Origin of the sequence: Streptomyces sp. NPDC005533 (assembly GCF_042871845.1) — a bacterium.
GTDB lineage: Bacteria > Actinomycetota > Actinomycetes > Streptomycetales > Streptomycetaceae > Streptomyces.
This window is the reverse complement of the sequence record NZ_JBIAJH010000055.1, coordinates 1-21,146: the sequence shown is the minus strand read 5'-3', so window position 1 is coordinate 21,146 and position 21,146 is coordinate 1. Positions and strand designations below refer to the sequence as shown.

19 protein-coding genes are annotated in these 21,146 nt (G+C 71.9%); 9 read left to right on the top strand and 10 right to left on the bottom strand.

The features are described from left to right. The first annotated feature begins 133 nt into the window (after positions 1-133). The 3 genes from ACFYP3_RS33145 (at position 134) to ACFYP3_RS33135 (ending at position 2,255) form a co-directional block, all read left to right on the top strand. Positions 134-547: a ribosome-inactivating family protein gene (locus ACFYP3_RS33145; RefSeq protein WP_388840854.1), complete on the top strand. Its 414-nt coding sequence runs from the start codon at positions 134-136 to the stop codon at positions 545-547. A 131-nt stretch (positions 548-678) separates the two neighbouring features. Beyond that, on the top strand, positions 679-1,503 hold the full coding sequence (locus tag ACFYP3_RS33140; RefSeq protein WP_388840851.1) for a hypothetical protein: 825 nt from the start codon (positions 679-681) through the stop codon (positions 1,501-1,503). Then, complete coding sequence (locus ACFYP3_RS33135) at positions 1,500-2,255, top strand: class F sortase (protein WP_388840848.1); 756 nt, start codon at positions 1,500-1,502, stop codon at positions 2,253-2,255. Before ACFYP3_RS33140 ends, ACFYP3_RS33135 begins: the two co-directional genes overlap by 4 nt. 85 nt (positions 2,256-2,340) lie before the next feature. On the opposite strand, the gene ACFYP3_RS33130 is transcribed toward ACFYP3_RS33135, so the two are convergent. Continuing rightward, a complete protein-coding gene (locus tag ACFYP3_RS33130) occupies positions 2,341-3,153 on the bottom strand; it encodes an MBL fold metallo-hydrolase (RefSeq protein ID WP_388840846.1) in 813 nt (270 codons plus the stop codon). Between the two features lie 107 nt (positions 3,154-3,260). On the opposite strand from ACFYP3_RS33130, the gene ACFYP3_RS33125 reads away from it, so the two are divergent. Beyond that, positions 3,261-3,872: an ABATE domain-containing protein gene (locus tag ACFYP3_RS33125; protein ID WP_388840843.1), complete on the top strand. Its 612-nt coding sequence runs from the start codon at positions 3,261-3,263 to the stop codon at positions 3,870-3,872. Positions 3,873-3,899: 27 nt separating this feature from the next. On the opposite strand, the gene ACFYP3_RS33120 is transcribed toward ACFYP3_RS33125, so the two are convergent. Together ACFYP3_RS33120 and ACFYP3_RS33115 are read right to left on the bottom strand one after the other, a co-directional pair. Further along, on the bottom strand, positions 3,900-4,946 hold the full coding sequence (locus ACFYP3_RS33120) for a glycoside hydrolase family 26 protein (protein ID WP_388840841.1): 1,047 nt from the start codon (positions 4,944-4,946) through the stop codon (positions 3,900-3,902). 226 nt (positions 4,947-5,172) lie between these two features. Continuing rightward, complete coding sequence (locus tag ACFYP3_RS33115) at positions 5,173-6,633, bottom strand: hypothetical protein (protein WP_388840838.1); 1,461 nt, start codon at positions 6,631-6,633, stop codon at positions 5,173-5,175. Between the two features lie 217 nt (positions 6,634-6,850). On the opposite strand from ACFYP3_RS33115, the gene ACFYP3_RS33110 reads away from it, so the two are divergent. Together ACFYP3_RS33110 and ACFYP3_RS33105 are read left to right on the top strand one after the other, a co-directional pair. Continuing rightward, entirely contained in the window at positions 6,851-7,144 is a 294-nt protein-coding gene (locus ACFYP3_RS33110; protein ID WP_388840835.1) for a hypothetical protein, read from the top strand. Between the two features lie 273 nt (positions 7,145-7,417). Beyond that, a complete protein-coding gene (locus ACFYP3_RS33105; protein ID WP_388840833.1) occupies positions 7,418-7,660 on the top strand; it encodes a protealysin inhibitor emfourin in 243 nt (80 codons plus the stop codon). Positions 7,661-7,721: 61 nt separating this feature from the next. Here the strand turns inward: ACFYP3_RS33105 and puuE are convergent, their stop codons facing one another. The 7 genes from puuE to ACFYP3_RS33070 form a co-directional block, all read right to left on the bottom strand. Further along, positions 7,722-8,630: an allantoinase PuuE gene (puuE, locus tag ACFYP3_RS33100; protein WP_388840830.1), complete on the bottom strand. Its 909-nt coding sequence runs from the start codon at positions 8,628-8,630 to the stop codon at positions 7,722-7,724. 125 nt (positions 8,631-8,755) lie between these two features. Beyond that, on the bottom strand, positions 8,756-9,475 hold the full coding sequence (locus tag ACFYP3_RS33095) for a DUF4232 domain-containing protein (protein ID WP_388840827.1): 720 nt from the start codon (positions 9,473-9,475) through the stop codon (positions 8,756-8,758). Between the two features lie 162 nt (positions 9,476-9,637). Further along, positions 9,638-10,162, bottom strand: a complete 525-nt coding sequence (locus tag ACFYP3_RS33090) for a hypothetical protein (RefSeq protein ID WP_388840824.1) — start codon at positions 10,160-10,162, stop codon at positions 9,638-9,640. A gap of 244 nt (positions 10,163-10,406) precedes the next feature. Next, a complete protein-coding gene (locus tag ACFYP3_RS33085; protein ID WP_388840821.1) occupies positions 10,407-10,781 on the bottom strand; it encodes a VOC family protein in 375 nt (124 codons plus the stop codon). A 102-nt stretch (positions 10,782-10,883) separates the two neighbouring features. After that, a complete protein-coding gene (locus ACFYP3_RS33080; RefSeq protein ID WP_388840818.1) occupies positions 10,884-13,016 on the bottom strand; it encodes an MMPL family transporter in 2,133 nt (710 codons plus the stop codon). 74 nt (positions 13,017-13,090) lie between these two features. Next, entirely contained in the window at positions 13,091-14,848 is a 1,758-nt protein-coding gene (locus ACFYP3_RS33075; protein ID WP_388840815.1) for a hypothetical protein, read from the bottom strand. A 105-nt stretch (positions 14,849-14,953) separates the two neighbouring features. After that, positions 14,954-15,451: a hypothetical protein gene (locus ACFYP3_RS33070; protein ID WP_388840812.1), complete on the bottom strand. Its 498-nt coding sequence runs from the start codon at positions 15,449-15,451 to the stop codon at positions 14,954-14,956. A gap of 152 nt (positions 15,452-15,603) precedes the next feature. Here ACFYP3_RS33070 and ACFYP3_RS33065 point away from each other — a divergent pair, with 152 nt between their 5' ends. The 3 genes from ACFYP3_RS33065 (at position 15,604) to ACFYP3_RS33055 (ending at position 21,056) form a co-directional block, all read left to right on the top strand. Further along, positions 15,604-17,286, top strand: a complete 1,683-nt coding sequence (locus ACFYP3_RS33065) for a DUF885 domain-containing protein (protein WP_388840808.1) — start codon at positions 15,604-15,606, stop codon at positions 17,284-17,286. A gap of 240 nt (positions 17,287-17,526) precedes the next feature. Continuing rightward, positions 17,527-20,082 (top strand): molybdopterin-dependent oxidoreductase, encoded by a 2,556-nt coding sequence (locus tag ACFYP3_RS33060; RefSeq protein WP_388840805.1) that lies wholly within the window; start codon positions 17,527-17,529, stop codon positions 20,080-20,082. Continuing rightward, positions 20,079-21,056 carry an FAD binding domain-containing protein gene (locus ACFYP3_RS33055; RefSeq protein WP_388840802.1) on the top strand — a complete coding sequence of 326 codons (978 nt, stop codon included), beginning with the start codon at positions 20,079-20,081 and terminating at the stop codon, positions 21,054-21,056. The genes ACFYP3_RS33060 and ACFYP3_RS33055 overlap by 4 nt, the downstream gene beginning before the upstream one ends. Positions 21,057-21,146 lie beyond the last annotated feature (90 nt).

Genomic DNA, 21,146 nt, shown 5'->3' with positions numbered 1-21,146 from the left:
ATCGGTGGACGAGTATCGGGTCCTGACGTCGGCCATCCGGTCGAGGGTGGAAGATGCTCAGGGCGCTTTCGGCAGGGCCGGGCGCGGGGAGGGGGGAATGCCCCACCTCCCCGTGCGCATTCAGTTTCGAGGTTTGTTCATCGAGCTCTACATCGAGCTCCGCCTGCAGAACGCGGGCCTTCGCATCGTCGGATTCCGCAACACCTTCGAGAACGGGCAGGCGCCCCCGGAAGCGTACGTCCGCCACGTGCGGGACTCGGTCGCCCCACCGGGAATCCGTCGGGCGCAGGCCCTGCCGTTCGGCGGCGGCCGTTCCGACCTGGAGTCGGCCGCCGACGTGCGGCGTTCGGGGATCCTCCTGGGGCGCCGCCCCTTGGGTGACGCGGTGGTCTGGCTGCACCGGAACCGCGATCCGAAGCGCACCGCGCACGGAATTCTCGTGCTCTCCGAAATGCTCTGCGAGGCTGCCCGATTTCCTGCCCTGACCGATGCGATGTCATGCATCTGGATGACCGGTGGGCGGCTGTCAGCCGCGGCCGTCGTCTGAAGTGCCTCACACGGCACCATCTGCGGGAGTTGGGGCGCCGAAGAAGGAGCGAGTCCCCTCGACAGGGGCTCGGCTCCACCCCCGTACGACCTGCGATTCCCGCCCTGGGGATCCACGGAACAGGAGCGAAAGTGATAGTCAAGCGCACCGGTCGCCTCGTGGTTCTCGCCGCCGCACCCGCCGCCGTGTTCCTCACCCTCGGCCTTTCCGGACCAGCTCTCGCGGAGGGCGGAAAGGCGTACCAGATCGACCTGGCGCAGCTGAACGAATCGGGCTCCAGCGGTACGGTCATGCTCAGCCTCAAGGGAAACCAACTCAGCGTGCAGATCGAGTCCAAGGGCATGGTGCCCGGACAGCCGTCGGCCCAGCATCTGCACGGTTCGACGAAGGGCCACGACTTCCACTGCCCGGACGCCACCGACGACACCGACCGCGACGGGGTCCTCAGCAACACCGAGGCCACGCACGACTACGGCGACATCAACATCTCCCTCACCACGACCGGGGACACCAAGGCCACCAGCGGTCTCGCCGTGGACCGCATGCCCGTCGCCGACAAGCAGGGCAAGGTTTCCTACAAGCGGACGATCACCGTCGGCCAGGACGTGGTCGACCACATCAAGGACCTGCACGTCGTGCAGCACGGCATCGACCGCAACAAGAACAAGAAGTACGACTTCGAGGGGGCCGGCAAGAGCGAGCTCGACCCCAAGCTGCCCCAGGAGGCCACGGCTCCGACCAACTGCGGGGAGGTCAAGGGGGCGGCCGTGGGGTCCATTCCGGTCGGCGGCATCGAGACCGGCGGTGGGTCGACGGAGCAGGCGGCGGCGCCGGTGACGATGCGCGACGGTGCGGCGATCGCCGTACTCGCGGTGGTGGCCGGCGCGGTGGCGGTCGCAACGAGGCGGGCGGTGGCCGTCCCCGTCCGCCGGAAGACCACCGGGGGCGGCGCGTGAAGCCGGCTCCTGCGCTCTCCGCCTCCACCCCCACCCCCGCTGTGCCCGCACCCGCAGGCTCCACCGCGCGGCCCCTACGCCGGACCGCAGGCCCCCTGGCGGCCGCCGCTCTCGCCGGGTTGCTCCTCGCGGGGTGCGCGGGCCAGGACGCGGCGAAACCGCCCGCCCCGGCGGGGCAGACCCTCCAGGGCGGGGCGCCGGCCGCCGCGGCACCCGCGGACGGAGCGCAGAGCGGTACGGATACGGCTACGGGCGGCTCGGGTGGTACGGGCGGTGCGGGCGGGGCCGAGCCCGCCCTCGCCCGGTCGGAGCCGCAGAAGATCACCATCCCCTCCCTCGGGCTGTCCAGTTCCCTGGAGACCCTCCGGCAGAACGCGGACGGCACCATGCAGACCCCGAAGGACCCCGCGCTCGCGGGCTGGTACGAGCCGGGGCCGACCCCCGGTTCGCAGGGCCCGGCCGTGATCGCCGGTCATGTCACGTGGAACGGAGCAGCCGCAGTGTTCGAGAAGCTGAAGACGATGAAGGCCGGCGACACCATCAAGGTGGCCCGGCGGGACGGCAAGACGGTCACCTTCACCGTGGACCGGGTCGCCGAGTACCCGAAGGCCGAGTTCCCCACGCTGGAGGTGTACAAGAACCTCGACCACGCGGGCCTTCGCCTGGTCACCTGCGGCGGGGACTTCGACCCCAAGAAGCACTACTACGACAGCAACGTGGTGGTGTTCGCCCGCATGACGGGCGCCGCGTAGCCGGCCGGCCGGCGGGGCCGGGCCGGGCCGGGAAGACGTCCGTCAGCCGCAGGTCCCCACTGCGGCTGACGGACCCCCCGCCCCGTCAGTCCCGCCCGCCCAGGTCCGGGCGTCCGCCCAGGTCGAGGCGGTCGGCCAGCCCGGCTGCGGTGAAGGCGGCCACCAACTGGTCCCGGCCTTCGGTGAAGTGGGCCCAGCTGTCGTAGTGGACGGGGACGACCCGGCGGGCGCCCAGGATCTCGGTGGCTTCGGCGGCCTGCGCACTGCTCAGGACGAGCGGTTCGCCGTCGAAGAGGACGGGGAACCGGGGAGCACCGGCGAAGAGTATGGCGGTGTCCACGGGGGCGAACCGGGCGGCGATCTCCTTGACCGCGTCGAGCGAGGCGTTGTCGCCGCTGACGTAGACGGTGGGCAGGCCCTCGCCGGTCAGGACGAAACCGACGACCTGGCCGGTGATCGGCTCGACCTCCTCGCGCGGTCCGGGGCCGTGGATCCCGGGCACGGCCGTGACGGTGACGGTGCCGTCGCCGGGGCGGTCCAGCTCGACGGACTCCCAGTCGGCCAGCCCCCTGGCCCCGCCTCCCAGGCGCTCTCCGCCGCCGGGGGTGGTGAGGGTGAGCGGGATGTCGGCGAGCAGGGCCCGGCCGGAGGTGTCGAGGTTGTCGGCGTGCTCGTCGTGGGAGAGCAGGACCACGTCGACGTCGCCCAGGTCGGCGGGGGTGCCGGCGGCGGGCGCGGTCTTGACCAGGAACGAGCCGCCGCGCGCCGGGTAGTCGCCGGGGGCGTCGAAGGTCGGGTCGGTGAGGAACCGCAGACCGCCGTACTCGAAGAGGGCGGTGGGGCCGCCGAAGACGCGGACGGGGAACTGCTCGAAGGCGGTGGTGCCGGTGGCAGACATGAGCAACCTCACGGTTAAGGAGTGGTTCATCCGTGATCACCGTAGAGGGTTCTCACGGATGAACGCAAGCCTTAACGTGAGAATCACGGAAGGCCGCGAGTTGTACCATGAGAGCTATGGAAGAGATCGTGACCGCCGAGCCGCTGACGCCCGCGCCCGGCGCCGAGGAGTACCCCGCCCTCGACCTCGCCAACAGCGCCATCGCCCTGCCCGGCGGGCATCACGTCGACCTCCTGGGCACCCCCGCCTCCGCCGAACAGTGGCTCGTCGACCGAGGCCTTGCCCCGGCCGGCACCGGCCTGGCGGAGACGTGCGCCGGCCTGCTGCGCTCCCTGCGCGAACAGGTCCGCGCCCTGCTCGCCGCCCGCGTCGCCGGGCTGCCCGCGCCCGCCGCAGCGCTGACCGCCGTCAACCACGCGCTCACCCGGGCCCCGGCCGCCTCCCTGCTCCACTGGGACTCGGCCCGCGGCCTCTACCGCGAAGCGGCCCACCCCGTCGCCCAGATCGTCGAGCACGCCCTCGCCGTACTCGCGGCCAACGCCGCCGACCTGCTCACCGGCCCCGACGCCGAGCGCCTCACCGCCTGTGGATCCACTCCCTGCACCCGCTACCTCCTCCGGCACGGCAGGCGCCACTGGTGCTCCACGCGCTGCGGCGACCGCGCCCGCGCGGCCCGCGCCTACGCCCGCCGCACCCAGGGCGCGTCGACGAGCCCCTGACGATCCACCCGTCCCGGGCGCCCCGCCTTACGGTTGCGGCTGAGCCTGGTGGTCCTCGCGGTCGCCGTCGGAAGAGTGATCGCTGCCCTGGTGGGCGGACAGGAAGTCCCGGAACACCTGCGCGGAGCGCGGGTTCTTCCCGCACTGCCACACACCGTGCGGGCAGTAGTCGGTGATGCTCTGGTAGAGCGGCCTGTGCTCGGCGATCCACGCCAGCATGTCCCGCATGTATGCGGGGTTGTCGCCGTTCCGGAACAGGCCCCATTCGGGGTACGAGATCTGCTTGCCGTGCGCCCGCGCGAAGTCGACCTGCTGCTGGAGGCCGTAGGGCTGCGTGACCTGCTCCTCGAAGGAATCGCCGGGCGGCTGGTCGTAGCTGTCCATGCCGATGATGTCGACCACTTCGTCGCCCGGGTAGCACTTGGTCCAGGCGATCGCGTCGACGCCGCGGTTGGGGGCGAAGTCGAACCGGAAGTCCTGCCCCTCCACGGAGCGCATGGCGGCCACGATGCGCCGCCAGTACTTCTTCCAGTTCTCGGGATCGGGCCGGCACCGGTGGGTGTAGTTGAAGCCGTTCATCTCCCAGCCGAGCACGATCACGGTGTCCGGCACCCCGAGGCCGACCAGGCGCTCGGCCAGCCGCCGGAAGTGGTGGTCGTACGCACCCCGCGCGCCGGTGCGGAGCAGCTCGGCGATCCGGGCGTCGGTGAGGCCGGCCTCGTTGTGCTCCAGCATGGGGACGTTCAGGACGAACAGTCGATCGGCTCTCGCCCTGCGCCACTCGGCCCACGTGCGCAGGGAGTCGGGTGCCCCCTCGATGTTCGTCCAGGTGTCGCCGGGCAGGTACGTGTGGCCGGCGCGCAGCTCGGAGCCCCCGAGCCAGCGCGAGAGCCCCTGCATCCTCTCGACCCCCGGCGAGCCGTAGTGCAGATAGGCGCCCACCGCGATGTCGGACTCGAAGTCACCGCCGGACTTCTCTTCAGGCGACGTGGCGACGGCGCCCCCGGTGAGGAGCAGGGCGACGGAGATCACCGTTGCGGCGGCGCCTGCCAGCCAGCGGCCTCGATGGGACATGACACCTCCACACGCTTGGTGAATCGAACCGATCTGCCTGCCAGCGACGTTAGGCATCTCATCAGACGCGCGGCACGTCCGGTGTCCGGTCGCTGGGCCATTCGCGGCAGCAGGCCGCCGCCGATTGGCCCGACCAGGTGAAAGCCGTCACCCCCACGCGTAAGGGTGTGGCGTGGCGTGCCGTTGACGAACGTGTCGTCTCCCGGTGGTGATCGCGTTCGACGGGCTACTTCCTCGCGTCCTTGAGCGCACTGGCCACCAGGGGTTGGAACGGAACCAAATCGCCCCCGCCCTTGATCTTCTCGATCCCGTAAACCTCATCGGCTTCCCAGTCGGTCGACTCCTCCCGTGCCGGGTGGGACGGCCTGACTCCTGCCGAGATTTGCGAATCACCCCCGCCTGCATACATCCTCCACCACGAGTTGAGGTAGCGCGGCTCTCTGGTCACGTTGACGATGTTGTTGCTGTGCTCGACGTATCCGACGTAATAGACGAATTCATCGCCGCAGTCCGGCCAAGTGCATTTCGGGGGCCCTCCCGCCGGGTTCCATGAGAATCCGCGGGGTTCGAGGCCCGAGGGCAGTGTCGCCTTGTCCTTCCGGAGCGTGAGGATCTTCGTCTCGGCGGTCAGGGCATCGAATTCGGCCTCCCGTGGCAGGGTGACCAATTTCTGCACGACGAACTCCGTCCCGGGATTCACGTAACTGCCCGCACCGAGAATTTCTCCGGTACTGACCATGGTGCTGGCGGGGGGCTTCGCGTACAGCTCGACGTCCTTGCCCGTCTCCAGATCCCGCTTCCAGGCCTGCTCCGTCCGGTCCGCCGCCGTGGGTGCGAACTGCCGACCCACCACCCAGAAGGCACTGCCCAGGATGTACGCCGGCACCTTCCCGGAGTTCTTCACCCTGAGCGTCACGGGCACGTAGACGAAATCGCCCTTCGGGGTCGCCTTGAGGGTCGCCTTTCCGAATTTCGCACTCGCTTGAACGGAGACCGGTGCGGTGGACGGTTCATACCAGGCGGATTTGACCAGATTGGCGGCGGTGAGCGCAGTGGTGATCATGAAGCCGATCGCAAAACCCTTCGGATGGGGGACCGTCCGCCACGTCTTCTCACGAAAGAGAACCCAAAGCGCCCACAGCGCCCAGACGAGCAGCGCCACGAACACGGGAAAAAGTGGGGTTCCGTACTCCCTCTCCCCGGCCCACATGGCGAGGAACAACCCATTTCCGGCCAGTGCGATCAGCACCCCCGCGATGACGAACACTCCGGAGTACGGCCACTGCCGCTTGCCCGCGAAATCCAGTGCCGCGATTGCCGCGACGCCCTGGACCGCGCCCCCCGCCATGAGCAGGAACCCCGTCATCCTGTTGGCGAAGTACGGTGACCCGAGGGCGTCCACCTGTCCAACGGAAATGAGCAGGACCATGCAGCCGAGGAGCCCGGCCACCAGAAGGGCGCCGGTCGCGTGACTCGTCGCCGCCCGGCCGGGCCAGACGTGACGGCCCACCCTGCGCCACTGGATGGCCGGGTCGTCGAGGTCCAGATCGGCGAGCCCGGACCGGTCGAGCAGGTCACGCAGCTCGTGCGCCGTCCACGCCTGGCCGGCAGGTTCGCCACGTACCCAGACTCCACGGAGCCCCCTCCGGTCCGGGGGATGGACTACCACGATCGGCTCGTCGGTCATGCCCTCAGCGTCGCCGTCCACCGGAACGCGGGCATGTGCGACTAGGCCGTTCCGCGCATCCGGACACACTTGGGCCGAGTGCACGAGCGGTCCACGAGCACCGCTTCCGCAAGATCCATGCGCCCCTCCTTCACTACCGCACGCCGTACCGCCGAAAGTCGGCATCTGGCTACGCTCGGTCATGACGCCTGGTCAGGGAGAGGAACGAGGTAGGCGAATGATGCGATGTACGGCAAGGCTGCTCGGGGCGTGCGCGGCGGCCGCGGTGCTGGCGCTGGCGACCCCGGCTACGGCACAGGCGGCTCAGGGGATCCTGTTCATCGACGGCGTGCCGAACCGCGACCCGAGCGGTTGCTTCCCCCTGGGAGACTTCGCCCCGCCGGAGGTCTCCAACCACACCGACGGGACGGCCTGGGTATGGACGGGCCCGCATTGCGACGGCCGCGTGGTGCAGGCGATCTTCACAGGCCAGGCCACCATCGCGCACGGCCGGAGCGTCTACATCGAGTGAGCGAAGCGGGGGACGCTGCGGCCGGAAGACTCCCGCCTGCCCGCACGCACGGACGGACGGGCGGGCGGAGACGGCCGCGACCGGCCTCAGCCGGCTGACGGCGCATCGCTGGCGCCGACCTGCTGACAACCGATCGGCCACGCGGCGGCGCTTTCCGGACGTTCGTAGCGCCGTTCCCCTGTTCCGTGACAGCGGGCTGGTGTTCGGGGCAACCGCACGAGTGGCTGCGACGTGCAGGCCGCGCGACACCACTGCGAACAGGGAGGAACAGCCATGCTGATCACGGTCACCCGCTCCGGAGGCTTCGCAGGCCAGGAGAAGCTCCGCGCCCTCGACACCTCGGACCGCGCGGACGCGACGGAGTTGGAGGAACTCGCGCAACGGGCCGTCACCCCCGTGGCCGACGGCTACCACTACCGGATCACCGTCGACGACGAGGTAATCGACCTCCAGGACCCCTTCCTCTCCGACGCCCAGCGGACACTGATCCGCACGGTCCTCGGCGAAGGCACCTGACCGGCCCCGACCAGCGGAGCGCCTGGCCGCCCTCCGCTGTCCACCGGCCACCGCGGGGTGCTCAGCGCAGGGGCGGGTGCGTGGCGAGCCAGTGGCGCGCGATCTGTTCGCGCGTGGCGAGCCACGTCCCCCCGCGCTGCGCCACGTGCTTCAAGAACCCGTCGAGCGCGCGGATGCGGCCGGGCCGGCCGATGATCCGGCAGTGCATGCCGACGCTCATCATGCGCGGCCGGTCGGCGCCCTCGGCATGAAGCGTGTCGAACGTGTCGACGAGGTACATGAGCAGGTCGTCCGCGGTCGTGAAGCCGTGGACGATCAGGAACTTGAAGTCGTTCGCGTCGAGGCTGTACGGCACCACGAGGTGCGGGCGGCCGCCGGTCTCGACGTAGAACGGCAGGTCGTCCGAGTAGTCGTCGGAGTCGTAGAGGAAGCCGCCCTCCGCGACGACCAGGCGCCGCGTGTGGGGACTCGTCCGCCCGGTGTACCAGCCGACGGGGCGGCGCCCGACGAGCCGCTCGATCGTCGCGACCGAGCGCGCTACGTCGGCTCGCTCGACGTCCTCGGGTACGTGGCGGTAGTCGATCCAGCGCCAGCCGTGGCTCGCCACCTCCCAACCGGCGGCGCCCATCGCGCGCGCCGCGCCCGGGTTGCGTTCCAGGGCCTGCCCCACGGCGTATACGGTGAGCGGTGCACCGTGAGCCGCGAGCGTGCGGTGGATGCGCCAGAAACCGGCCCGCGAGCCGTAGGCGAACATCGACTCGACGTTCAGATCGCGTCCGCCGGCCACGGGCGGCGCACCGACGAGCTCGTGGAGGAAGCCCTCCGACGCGCGGTCGCCTTCGAGGACGTTCTGCTCCCCGCCTTCCTCGTAGTTCAGGACGAGGCTGACGGCGACGCGGGCACCGCCGGGCCAGGCGGCGTGCGGCGGCTCGACGCCGTAACCGACGAGGTCGCGCTGAGGCTCGGACACGGCCGCACCCTACCGCTGATCGGTCACCGCGCCGGCGACGCGCGGCCATGCCTGGGCCGTAAGCCTCGTTCCCCCCGCAAGGCCCGGATCTGGTCACTGCCGTAAGGGGACGGCTGAGACATGGCTCAGTTGGTGCCTGACCTGAACAGGAAGTCCTCGATGGCGCGGAGGTCGGTGTTCCAGTACGTGACCCACGGCTTGGGCCCGATCGTGAGGGAGCCGACCTCGGCCGACAACCTGATGTCGAGCGGAGCCACCTCCTTGTTGCTGTTGAGGGCGCGGTCCTGGTAGCCGAGGGAGAACGACGTGGCGGTCCACGTCTGCTGACCCGCTGTGAAGAGGAACACGCCCGCGTACGCCTTCTCCTTCGGCCCGATCGTGGCGATGGCCCGCGGCTTGGACTCCGCCTTGCCGAACGGAGCCCCGATGTCGGTGCCGAAGCGCACGTACGGGTAGTGGTAGAGGGTGCAGGGCTTGTCGGTGAAGTTGGTGGCCGTGATGAGGAGGTGCTGGCCAGAATCCTGTCGCCATCCCGAGTTGTCGATGGACAGGTCGTTGTCGTTGCATGCCGCGATGTTGGTGTTGTCGCCGCTCGGGCTCCGCGAAGGAGTGGTTGTGGCCCCCTCGCCGGGCTGGGTGGTGCCCGATGCGCTCGGAGTGCCCGTAGGTGTGGGGGAGTCGGTCGCACTCGGGGTTCCGGAAGCGGTGGGGCTCTTGCGGTTGTCCGTGCCGCCGGCATCACAGGCCGTGGAGGAGAGGAGTGCGGCGATGGCCGCGGCCCCCAGGGTGTAGGTCTTCCAGCTGTTGCGGACAGTGCGCATGGTGGCCCCCGTATGCCTTCGCATGGCTTGAATGGTGTGGTCGACGAATCGGTTCTGCCCGGCGGAATCGCTGAAATCCCGTTCCTGGGCGACCGTTACCGACTTCGTACCTGACGGTCACCATTCCGTCCAACTGGCTGTGCCTCGTCCGCTCCGAGCCCCGTCCATCAAGGCCGAAGGGAACGGTCAGGCAGCGCGGCAGAGTGCCGCGGGGCCGGCCGGGGCCGAGGTGCGAGTCACGGTCGCCTGCACGGGGCCGGCGGTGAGGACGGCGGCCGTGGCCTGCGAGCGGTTTCGGGCGAACACGACGATGCGCAGCACCGCGAACCGCGCGACACCGGCCAGTGCCGAGGCCGACAGGTATACGGCCTGCTCGAGCACCGCACCGGGCGTCGCCACCAGCTGCTGTAGGAGCAGCATCGCCATGCAGGTCACCGCGTACGCGGCCGCCGCGGACCCGGCCGACTGCGCATGCTGGCGCCAGGTCGCGCGCCCACCCGCGCCGAAGGTGAAGCGGGCGTGTAACTCGGTGGAGAGGAGCGTGGAGCCTACGGTGATCAGGGCATTGGCCAGGATCCAGGGAATCCGGGAGCCGAGGGAGGCCACGGCGAAGCTGGAGGCGAGCCCCACCCCGCCGCCGCAGAGCACGAAGCGGGCGAAGGCGGTGAACGCGCCGGGTGCCGCCTGCTGCTTGCTCTGCGCTGTCTCCATGATCCGACCTCTCGCTGCCTCGCCCGCCCCACGCGCACCCCTCAGTCGACGAACGGAGAGATGCGCTCTCGTGGCACCATGATGGCACATCGATGGCGCCATGGAGAGCCATATGGGGCGCCATTGGCGCCACCTTCACGTAGGGGGTGCGAAAGAGCAGGTCAGCGGCGTGGCCACGTGGTGGCATCGTGGCTCAGGGACGGGTCTGGCGCTGGCTGGCGGGGGCGCGTTGAGCGCCGGGAAGTCAGGACGCTCGGTCGGACTCGCTCCGCAGGACGCAGAATTCGTTGCCTTCGGGATCGGCGAGGACGGCCCAGCCCGAGCCATCGGGATTCCGATGGTCGGCGACAAATGTGGCGCCGAGGCCCAGCAGTCGGTCCACCTCGCCCTCGCGCGAGGTCTCCGGGCGCAGGCACAGATGGATCCGATTCTTGATCGTCTTCGCTTCGGGCACCTGGTTGAAGTACAGCACCGGCCCCTCAGTCAGCAGCACCTCAGTTTCCTCGTCACCCGGCTTGGCATCCGGATGCAGCGGACGGCCCGTCACGCTGCTCCAGAACCGAGCCAGCTCGTAGGCATCCGCACAGTCGATCGCCACGTTCTGCAAGACCGAAACCATGCGCGCGAGCTTTCCCGATCTTCACCCCGAACGCCACCGAGTTGTGTCGCGCGTACGCCCCCGTACGCATCCCAGGTCGGCCGGACGGCCGCCCGGCGGGCGTCAGGTGTCCAACGGCCCGGCACCCGGGACCCTGGCGGGCACCGTGCGCCATCGCGGGCGGAGCGCGGGCGGCGCCCACCAGTTGGCGCCGCGGAGCAATGTCATCGTGGCCGGAACCAGGACGCACCGCACCAGCGTGGCGTCGACGACGACGGCGACGGTCAGCGCGATCGCCAGCTGTTTCATGACCAGCAGCTCGCCCGTGGCGAATCCGATGAAGACGATGCACATCAAGGCGGCCGAGGAGCTGATGATCCGGGCGGAGCGCTGCACACCTACCTCGACCGCGCGGTCGTTGTCCACCCCGGAGTCGTGGAGTTCCTGAATGCGGGAGAGCAGGAACACCTCGTAGTCCATCGACAGGCCGAAGGCCAGCGCGAACACCACGACGGGCAGCCAGTAGCCCAGTCCGCCCAGCGTGTGCACGCCGAGCAGGCCCGCGCCCCAGCCGTCCTGGAAGACGAGGACCAGCGCGCCGAACGACGCACCCAGCGACAGGGTGTTCATCGCGATCGCCTTCAGTGGAAGCAGCACCGACCCCGTCATCAGCAGCAGGAGGACGAAGGTGGTCGCCGCGATCAAGGCGGCGGCCCGAGGCGCGTGGTCGACGATCTCGGCCCTGAAATCGATGTCGAGGGCGTTGCGTCCCGTGACCCAGACGGGGAATTCGGCCGGGCGGTCCGCCCGGACGAGCCGGACCAGCCGGTCGGCGGGCCCGCCCTCGGGGTCGGCCCGCGGCACCATGCGGACGAGCGAGACGCCGGGGCCCACAGCGGTGGCCGCGCCGACCGTCTCGACGTCCGCCCCGCCCGCGAAGCGGCCCGCCCACTCCTGAAGCCGGGCCGGATCGGTACGGGCCACGATCACCACGGCATCGGCCCGGTGCTGCGGAAACCGCTCCGCCACGATGTCGGCATAGCGCCGGGCTTCCGCCGCGGGCGGGAGCTGCTGCTCCCCGACCGGGCTGACCAGGTGGACGCGGAGGAAGGGTGTGGCACACGCGAGCAGCAGCACCCCGACGCCGACGGCGGCCGCAAGCGCGTGCCGGCGGGTCCAACGGGCCAGCCGGGCGAACGCGTCTCGGCCAGTGCCCCGAGCGGCGCAGGCTCCGATCCGCTCGGGAAAGGCCGCCAACAGGGCCGGGGTCAGGGTCAGCGCGGCGGCGAGGGAGAGGGCGACGGTCCCCGCCGCGGCCAAGCCGATCGCCGCGTAGAAGTCGCTCGGGAAGGCGGCCAGCCCGCAGAGCGCGGCCGCGACGACCAACGCCGCGAACCGGACCGCGCGCCCCGCCGTGGCCATCGTCCGCACCACCGACTCCGCGACGTCGTGCCCGGCCGCCCTCTCCTCCCTGAACCGCCCCACCGTCACCAGCGAATAGTCGATGGCCAGGGCCAGCCCCACCATGGTGGTCGTCGAGAGCGCGGGTGAGGTGAGGTCGTACCAACGCGACAGGACCAGCAGCCAGAGCATCCCCGCGCCCACCGTGCACACGGCCGCCAACACCGGTACGGAGGCCGCCACCAAGCCACCGAAGAGCACGTACACGACCGCCAGGGTCACGGGCAGGGTGACCAGCTCGCTGCGCCGGGTGTCGGCCAGCGACCGGTCCGCCACGGCGCGGCGCGCGCGGTCGCTGCCGCCGAGCGTCACCGCTACGCCGGGCACGGAGCGGGCGATGGCCCGCACACGGGATTCGACCGCCGCCTCGGCCTGCTGCCGTACGCCATCGGGGAGTCCGCGACCCAGTCGCACCGAGATCAGGGCTGCTCTCCCGTCTGCGGAGACGGAGGACTCGGAGGGAGCGGCGGTGGCGGGGCCGGTGGGGGCCGTTACCGCGACCACCCCGGGGACCGCGGACAGGTCACGCTTCGCGGCGGCCAACTCCCGCCGGAACCGGGGATCGGCCACCGGCATGCCTGCCACGACCGCGTCGGCCTGCCCTTCGAAGGACCGGACGCCGTCCAGCAGGCGGTTTCCCCGGACGGACTCGTGCGGGGCCACGCTCCACGGCTGCCGGTCCAGCCGGCCCACCACCGGTCCGACCGCGGCCAGCCCGGCACCCAGGAGCAGTAGCCACAGCAGGAGGACGATCCGGTGGTGACGGACACAAGCCAGAGCGAGCCGGGCCGACACCGGAGCCTCAGTGCCCGTGCCCGCGCCTTTGTCTGTGCCCGGGGCCGTGGCCGGGGGCCGGGGCGGAAGCTGCGTCACTCTGCGCATCGGCGAGCCCCAAGTCGGTACGCGGAACCGATCGTGACCTCGCCGGGCCTACTCACCGTCAGGCGGGTCAGTCCGTCGGGCGCCGGTGCCAGACATCCACGCCCGCCCCCGACCCCGGCCGCGTCGCCGCCCGAGCCCTCGGCCCGGAGCCACGGCGAATAGGCGAGCCGTAGCGTCACGGTTCCGGGCGCCGGCATCCGTACGACGACCTCGGCGGCGTCCGACCGCACGACGGACGCGGGCGGATCCACCAGCGCCACCGGATCCTTGACCCGGTAGATCCGCCAGTGCTCGTCCCGCCAGACCGGCTCCAGGTACGCGGGCCCACCCGTCACCAGCGCCTGTTCACGCTCCGAGGCGGCGTCCAGCGGGCCCTCGTGCAGGACGACGAAGCCCACCGCCCAGTGGTCGAGCCAGGCCCGGTACGCGTCCGGTGTGAACGTCCCTCCGGGCACGCCGGCCCCCTCGTACCCGTCGTAGAACAGCGGTCCGCGCTCGACATCGGCCTGCCGGTTCCAGCCGCGTGCGAGGGGCACGTACGGCGCCAGCACGGCCGCCTCCCGATGGCTGCGGGCCATGGCCACCTCCACCCTGGAGCGGTCCGCTCCGAGCCGTTCGAGGGCGTGCACGACACCGCCGGTTTCCGCTGCCCACCGCGGGACCCTGGCTGTGTCCATGAGGTGGGCCGCCGTATTTCCCCCCACCCAGGTGACGGCGAGGGCCAGGCCGAGGACGGCTGAGGTCCGCCGTGCCCTCCCGAGCCATGGCCGGCGGCCGCCCGCCGCATCGGTGGGAACGCGCCCCGCCAGCGCGGCGGCGAGCAGCACCGGGGGAGCCGCGAGATGGGCAAGCCGCTCGATGTTCGTCCCGACGGGCGAGGGGACCAGATAGGCGAGGGCCACAGCCACCGCGTAGACCGCCGCGGTCGACCGCGGCAGCGGCCAGGACCGGGGGGCGGCGAGGGCGACGCATCCGGCCATGAGCAGTGGGGGCCAGATCCGCACCAGACCCATGGGCTGTAGGCCGTGGAAGGGGAACAGCCAGGCGCTCAGGCCGAGTACGGCCGCGGGGGATACCAGCAACGCGGCTGCGGCTGTGGTGCTCGCTGCCGCTTTCGCTGTCGCTCCCGCTGTACGACGGGACGTCAGCAGACAGGCCGTGCCGACGATCGCGAGGAACAATCCGGCGACGGGGCTGGCCATCGTGGCCGGTAGCGCCCAGCCGGCCGTGACTGCGCCACGACGGCCGCTCACGAGCGCGAGTACCGCCGCGAGCCCGAAGGCAACGCCCAGGAGGAAGGTGGTGCGCCCGGAGGCCGCCTGGCACCAGAGCATGAGGGCCGCCAGCACCGCCGGCCACTGAGCCCGGGCGACGCCGCAGCGAGCACAGATCCGCCCCACCAGCCAGGCGGACGCGAGGCCGCTCGCCAGCGTCACGGGAACCACGCCGAACACCGCCATCAGATAGGGCGAGATCAGACTGTAGGAACCGGTGTGCAGCCCGCCGTGCCAGGAGAGGTTGTAGACGGCACCGGGGTGGCGCGCGACGAACCCCGCCCAGGCCTCCTGCGCCGCGAGATCCCCGCCCCCGGTCGCGAGGGCCGTGGCCCACCAGGCGTAGAGCGGGAGCACGGATCCCGTGGCGATCAGCGCCACCCGATGACGCCGGTGCCACGGCTCGCGGGCGGGCGCCGCCTGCGGACCGTGCGGTGTGACCGGGAGCGGGGACAGTTCGAGTGAGGCCACGTGCCGGGCTCCGTTCGGCTGCTCTGGGGGCTGCCGGGTCACATGATCGTCGAACCCCGGCGCGCTCGGTCGACGGCGCGCCCACACGACTTTGACGAGCCGCCGTCAGAGGTAGGAGAAGAAGCGGATCCACCAGTTGGGCTCGCCCACCCACGTCCAGTCGGTGTGGACGCCGTCGTACGCGCGCTTCAGGGGGCGATGAGGGACGAGTACGTACTCCAGGTCCGCCAGCGCGGATTCCAGCCGGAGGCGGTCCGCCGTGGAAACGGTGCCTTGGGCGACGGGGTCGGACATGCGGTCAGGGAACCCGGACGGCGGCGAAATCGAGGCGAGATCGCCGTAGTTGCTCAACCAGACCGTGATGGGCCAACCGGCTTCCGTCCCTTCGTGGGGGACGCGGACGTTGAAGTAGGCTGCGGCGTCCTGCACGGTGTCGAGACGACAAGGGCACCCGAAATCGTGTCCCAGACGCTCGACCAGGGCTTCTGCCCGCTCTTTTGCCCGCTGGTGGTCGAATCCGTCCGGGAACTCCATGTGCGTGGGGCCCGGCAGCCCGTCGAGCCGGCGCAGGAGCTCCAGGGCACGCTGATCGTCATCGTTCACATGTCCGCTATACATCAGAAAGAGCTGCTCGGAGAAAACGGTCCATGCGTCGGGAGGATGAGGCGGTGACGCGCTGAGAGCGCTTGGTCCGATACCGGTCATCGTGCCGGGTGGGGGGACTGGGCGCCGCGCGGGGCGGGCAGGCACTCCGGGTGTTGAAGCAACCGGACGCCCTGCCCCGTCGGATCTCCGACGCCTACGTCGACGCTCTCGTCGAGCTCGATCCGATCCTCGGCACCTCCCTGGGAGTGCCCGGCGCCTCGGGCGCGCTCCCCGACTTCTCGCCGGACGGCCGACAGGCCCTGGCCGAGCTCGCGCGCTCGACCCTCGCGCAGCTCGCGGCGGCCGCGCGGGCGCCGGGCGCGGACAGCGAGGTCGAGCGGCGGTGCGCGACCCTGCTGAAGGAGCGGCTCGCAGCGGAGCTGGCGCAGTTCGAGGCCGGCGAGCACCTGCGGGCGGTCGACAACCTCTCCTCCCCGCTGCACCAGGTGCGCAAGGTCTTCTCACTGATGCCGGTGGCGACGGAAGACGACTGGCGGGTCCTCGCGCGGCGCCTCGACGCGGTGCCCGCCGCCCTGGCCGGCTACCGGGCGTCGCTCGAAGTGGGGGTGGAGCAAGGCCTGCGGGCAGCGCCCCGCCAAGTCGTGGAGAACATCACGCAGTTGGACGAGTGGCTGACGACCGGCGGCTTCGGGGGACTGGCCACCGACGTCCCCGAGGAGGGCCCCCGCAAGGAGGTGGAGACGGCGGCCCGGGTGGCGACCAGTGCGGTCGCCGACCTGCGCGACTGGTTCACCCAGGTGTACGCCGGGCTGGTCGACGGCCAGCCGGACGCCGTCGGCGGTGAACGCCACGCCCGGTTCACCCGCCTGTACACCGGTGCCGAGGTGGACCCGGACGAGGCGTACGGGTACGGCTGGTCGGAGTTCCACCGGCTGCTCGCCGAGATGCGCGCCGAAGCCGGGCGGATCCGGCCCGGGGCGGCGGAGGACCCGTGGGCGGTGCTGGCCTGGCTGGACCGCCACGGGCGCGCCGTCGAGGGCGTCGAGGAGACACGGCTGTGGCTGCAGCGGTTCATGGACGAGGCGGTCGGGGCGCTGGACGGGACGTACTTCGAGCTGGCCGAGCCGGTCCGCAGGGTGGAGTCGCGGATCGCGCCGCCGGGCGGCGCGGCGGCCCCGTACTACACGCAGCCCGCGGTGGACTTCTCCCGTCCGGGACGCACCTGGCTGCCGACGCTCGGCCGGACCCGGTTCCCGACGCACCACCTGGTGTCCACCTGGTACCACGAGGGCGTGCCGGGCCACCACCTCCAGCTGGCGCACTGGACGGTCGTCGCCGGATCCCTCTCCCGCTACCAGACGACCGTCGGCAAGATCAGCGCCACCACCGAGGGGTGGGCGCTGTACGCGGAACGCCTCATGGACGAACTCGGCTTCTACACCGAGCCGCAGGACCGGCTCGGCCATCTCGACGCCCAGATGATCCGGGCGCTGCGGGTCGTGGTCGACCTCGGCATGCACCTGCGGCTCGAAATCCCGGCGCACTCGCCGTTCGCCGCCGGCCGGCGCTGGACCCCCGCCCTGGCCCGGGAGTTCCTCGGCCGCTACTCCGGGCGCCCGCCCGCGTACCTGGACAGCGAGATCGTCCGCTACCTGGGCCGGCCGGCGCAGGCGATCACGTACAAGCTGGGCGAACGGGCCTGGCTACAGGGCCGGGAGACGGCCCGGGCCCGCCGGGGCACGGCGTTCGACCTCAAGCGGTGGCACATGGCCGCGCTGTCGCTCGGCTCCCTGGGGCTGGACGACCTGCGGGAGGAGCTGGGCCGGCTCTGACCGGCCGGCGACGACCCGGTCGAGCGCGTCCTCGCCGTCCGCGGCCGGGCACCGGAGCACCCGCCCTCGGATGCGCGGTGTCCGCCGGACGGCGGGGGCTCGGCCGACACGATCCGAACGGGACGGCGCCCGCCGGGCGCGCGCCGACCTGCGGCGACCCCGGGAGCGGTATATCAAGGAGCGTGAAGGTGAGCGCGCGGCCCGACGGGCGCCCACCCCCACGGCTGAGGAGTACGTCTCGTGGAGTTCGAGGTCAATGGCGCCCGGCGCGCAGTGGACGTGGACGTGGACGACGACCCGGCCGCCGTGGAAGTGGTGCGGGACCGGCTGGGGCTGACCGGCACCAAACTGGTCTGCTCCGGCGGGGTGTGCGGCGCCTGCACCATCCAGGTCGACGGTGAGCCCAGGGTGGCCTGCCTGACACCGGCGGTCGTGCTCGCCGGTCGACGGGTGACGACCGCGGAAGGCCTCGCGGGCCATCCGGTGGCGCGCGCCTTCGCCGGCGAGGACGCCCTCCAGTGCGGCTACTGCACCCCGGGGTTCGTCGTCGAGGCGGCGGCGTTCTACGAGCGGTGGCGGGCCACGCACGGCCGCACCCGTCCCGGGCGCGAACAGATCGCCGACGCCCTGGCCGGCCACCTGTGCCGCTGCGGTGCGTACGAGGGCATCTTCAGGGCGGTCGCCGGGGCCTGCGCCGGCGCCTACGACACGCCGCCGACCGACGGCGAAGCTCCGACGGTCCCGCGCGCCGAGGCACCGGAGAAGACCGCCGGAGCGGCCCGGTACACCACCGACCTGCGCCCCGAGGGCCTGCTGGAAGGGGTGATCATCCGCTCGCCGCACGCCCACGCCCACGTACGCTCCCTCGAAGCCGGGGACCTGCCGCTGGTGCCGCTGCTGCCTCCCGACGGCGTGGTGCGGTACGTCGGACAGCCGGTGGCCGCGGTCGCGGCACCGGACCGGGCCGCCGCACGGGCGGCCGCGGCGCGCGTCACCGTGGACTACGAGGTACTGCCGGCGGCCCTGGACGCACGCCAGGCCCGGGCCGGCGAGGGCCCGCCGGTCTACGAGGACAAGGCGGCGCGCAAGCGGGCTCCGGGATCCGGCGAATCCCCCCAGCTGCTGCCCGCCCGCTGGCGCGGCAACCTGCGGGGCCCGTCCGCCATGAGCAAGCGCCCCGCCACCGCCGTGCGGCGGATCACCGAAGCCCGCAGCCGCAACCCCGAGCGGGTGGTCGAAGGCGTGTTCACCACCGCCGCACAGACCCACACCCCCCTCGAACCGCACGCCTGCCTGGCCCAGTGGGTCGACGGAACCCTCCACCTGGAGGTCTCCACACAATCGGTCAAGCGCACCGCCGAACTCGCCGCCGAGCGCTTCGGCGTGCCCGTCGACAAGGTGGTCGCGCGGGCCGTCCACGTAGGCGGCGGATTCGGCTGCAAGATGGGCCTGACCTCAGACGTCGTCGCCGCCGTGGAGCTGGCCCGGCTGCACGGCGCCCCGGTACGCGTGGTGCTCGACAGGGACGAGGAGCTCACCGACGGCGGATACCGGCCCGGCACCCGGATCCGCCTGGCGATGGTCGCGGACGCGTCCGGCGACCTGAACGCGCTGGCCATGGACGCCGACACCGACGGCGGGATCTCCGTCGGCGGCTCCGTGGCATCACTGGCCCGGTTCATGTACGGCAAGGCCCCGCGCCGCCTCCGCGACTTCGACACCCTCACCCACCGGCCTCCGGGCGCCCCGTTCCGCGGCCCGGGCGGACCCACCATGTGCTGGGCCCTGGAGCAGGCCGTCGACGAGATGGCCCACCGCCTCGGACAGGACCCGATCGCCCTGCGCCGCCGCTGGGACGGCAACCCCAAACGGCACGCCCTGTACGACTGGGCCGCCGCGCTACCCGTCTGGTCGGGCCCCCGCGGCGGCACCGGACGGTTCCGCCGCGGCGTCGGCGTCGCGGCGGCCAACTGGCTGTACTTCCTCGATCCCGTCACCGAGGTCGAGCTCACCGTCGAGAACGGCACCGTCGTCGCCCGCTGCGCCGTGCAGGACATGGGCACGGGCGCGCGGACCGTGCTGCTCCGAGCCGTCGCCGAGGGCCTCGGCGTACCGGAGGGCAGGGTGCGCGCCGAGATCGGCCACAGCGACGCCGTACACGGCCCCACCTCCGGCGGCAGCCGCACCACGCCCTCCATCGTCCCCGCCGCCCGGCTGCGCGACGCGCTCGGCGGAGGCGACATCACCGCCCGGCTCGACGCCGCACATGGCGTACGGGTGACCGGCCGGCGCCGCCGCGACCGCCGCGGCTACGTCACCCCCTTCACCCTGGGCGGCATCGCCGTCGGCCGCGGCTTCACCGGATCGGTGCAGGTCGCCGAGGTCGAGGTGGACACGCGGCTCGGCCGGACCCGCCCGCTGCGCGTGTGGAGCGGCATCGCCGCCGGCCGCATCCACGAGGACCGGCTGGCCCGCAGCCAGTGCGAGGGCGCCGTAGTCCAAGGCATCGGCTACGCCCTGTACGAGGAACGGCGCACCGACCCGACCACCGGCCGGGTGCTGACCGACAACCTGGAGGACTACCGCATCCCCGGGATCGGCGACACCCCCGAGATCACCGTCCACTTCCACCGGGAGGGCTTCGCACACGTCCCCGGCGGCGGCGTAGGCCTCGGCGAGATCTCGACCCTGCCCACCGCCGCCTGCCTGGCCAACGCCGTCCACGACGCCACCGGCTGGCGCCCGTACGACATGCCCATCCGCCCCGACCGGCTCCTGGAAGGACTGGCGACGTGAGCACCGAGCCCGCCCTCACCGACCTCTCGGCCGCCGTCCTGGCCCGCGGCGGGGAACTGCGCGCCGGCGGCACCGACACCACCGCCCGGCAACGCAGCGGCATCTCTCCCGGACCGTTCACCGACCTCGGCGCCGCAGGCCACCTGCGCGGCTGCACACCGCTCCCCGGCGGCGGACTGCGGATCGGCGCCCTGACCACCCTCGCCGCACTGGCCACCGATCCACAGGTGCGCGCCGGCTGGCCGGCCCTCGCGGTGTCGGCCGGGACCGCGGCCACCCCGCAGATCCGCGCCGCCGGCACCCTGGGCGGCAACCTGCTCCAGCGCAACCGCTGTTGGTACTACCGAAATCCGCACGTCAGCTGCCTCCAGAAGGGCGGCGACGACTGCCCCGCACGCCAGGGCGACCACCACTTCGGCGTGGTCAGCGGCGACGGACTGTGCGTCACCCCGCACCCGTCCACCCTCGCGATGGCCCTGCTCACCTACGGCGCCGAGGTCGCCGTCCACGGTGAATCCCCGCGCGGCATCGCCGACTTGTACGGAGACGGCGACAGGCTCTTCCAGGCCGACCACCTGCTGCCGCCGGATCGCATCCTCACCGCGGTCCACCTGCCCGCGCCCTGGCCCGGCGAACGGGCCGCCTGCCACCGGGCCATCAGCCGGGCCCACGCGGAATGGCCCCTGGTCGAAGCCACCGCCCGGCTCGCGCTCGACGGCGCCACCATCACGCACGCCGCCGTCGCGGCGGGCGGGGTGGCGCGGGTCCCGCTGCGGCTGAGGGAAGTCGAGGCCGCCCTGATCGGCCGCGAGGCCAACGCCGAGGTCCTCGCGGAAGCCGCCGCGACGGTACTGGCCCGTTGCCGTCCGCTGCCGCAGACCGGGTACAAGGCCGAGCTGTTCAGGGGCACCGTCCTGGAAGCCCTGGAACGGGCCGCCGGCTCGGCCGCCGCGGGTTCGCCTGCTTCCGCCTAGTGACCTGAGTCAGAGGTTTGTCGTTGGTTGGGGTATGAGTCGTCCTGGCCCGAAGATTCCGCCGTTGTCGGTGACCGATGTCCAGCGTGC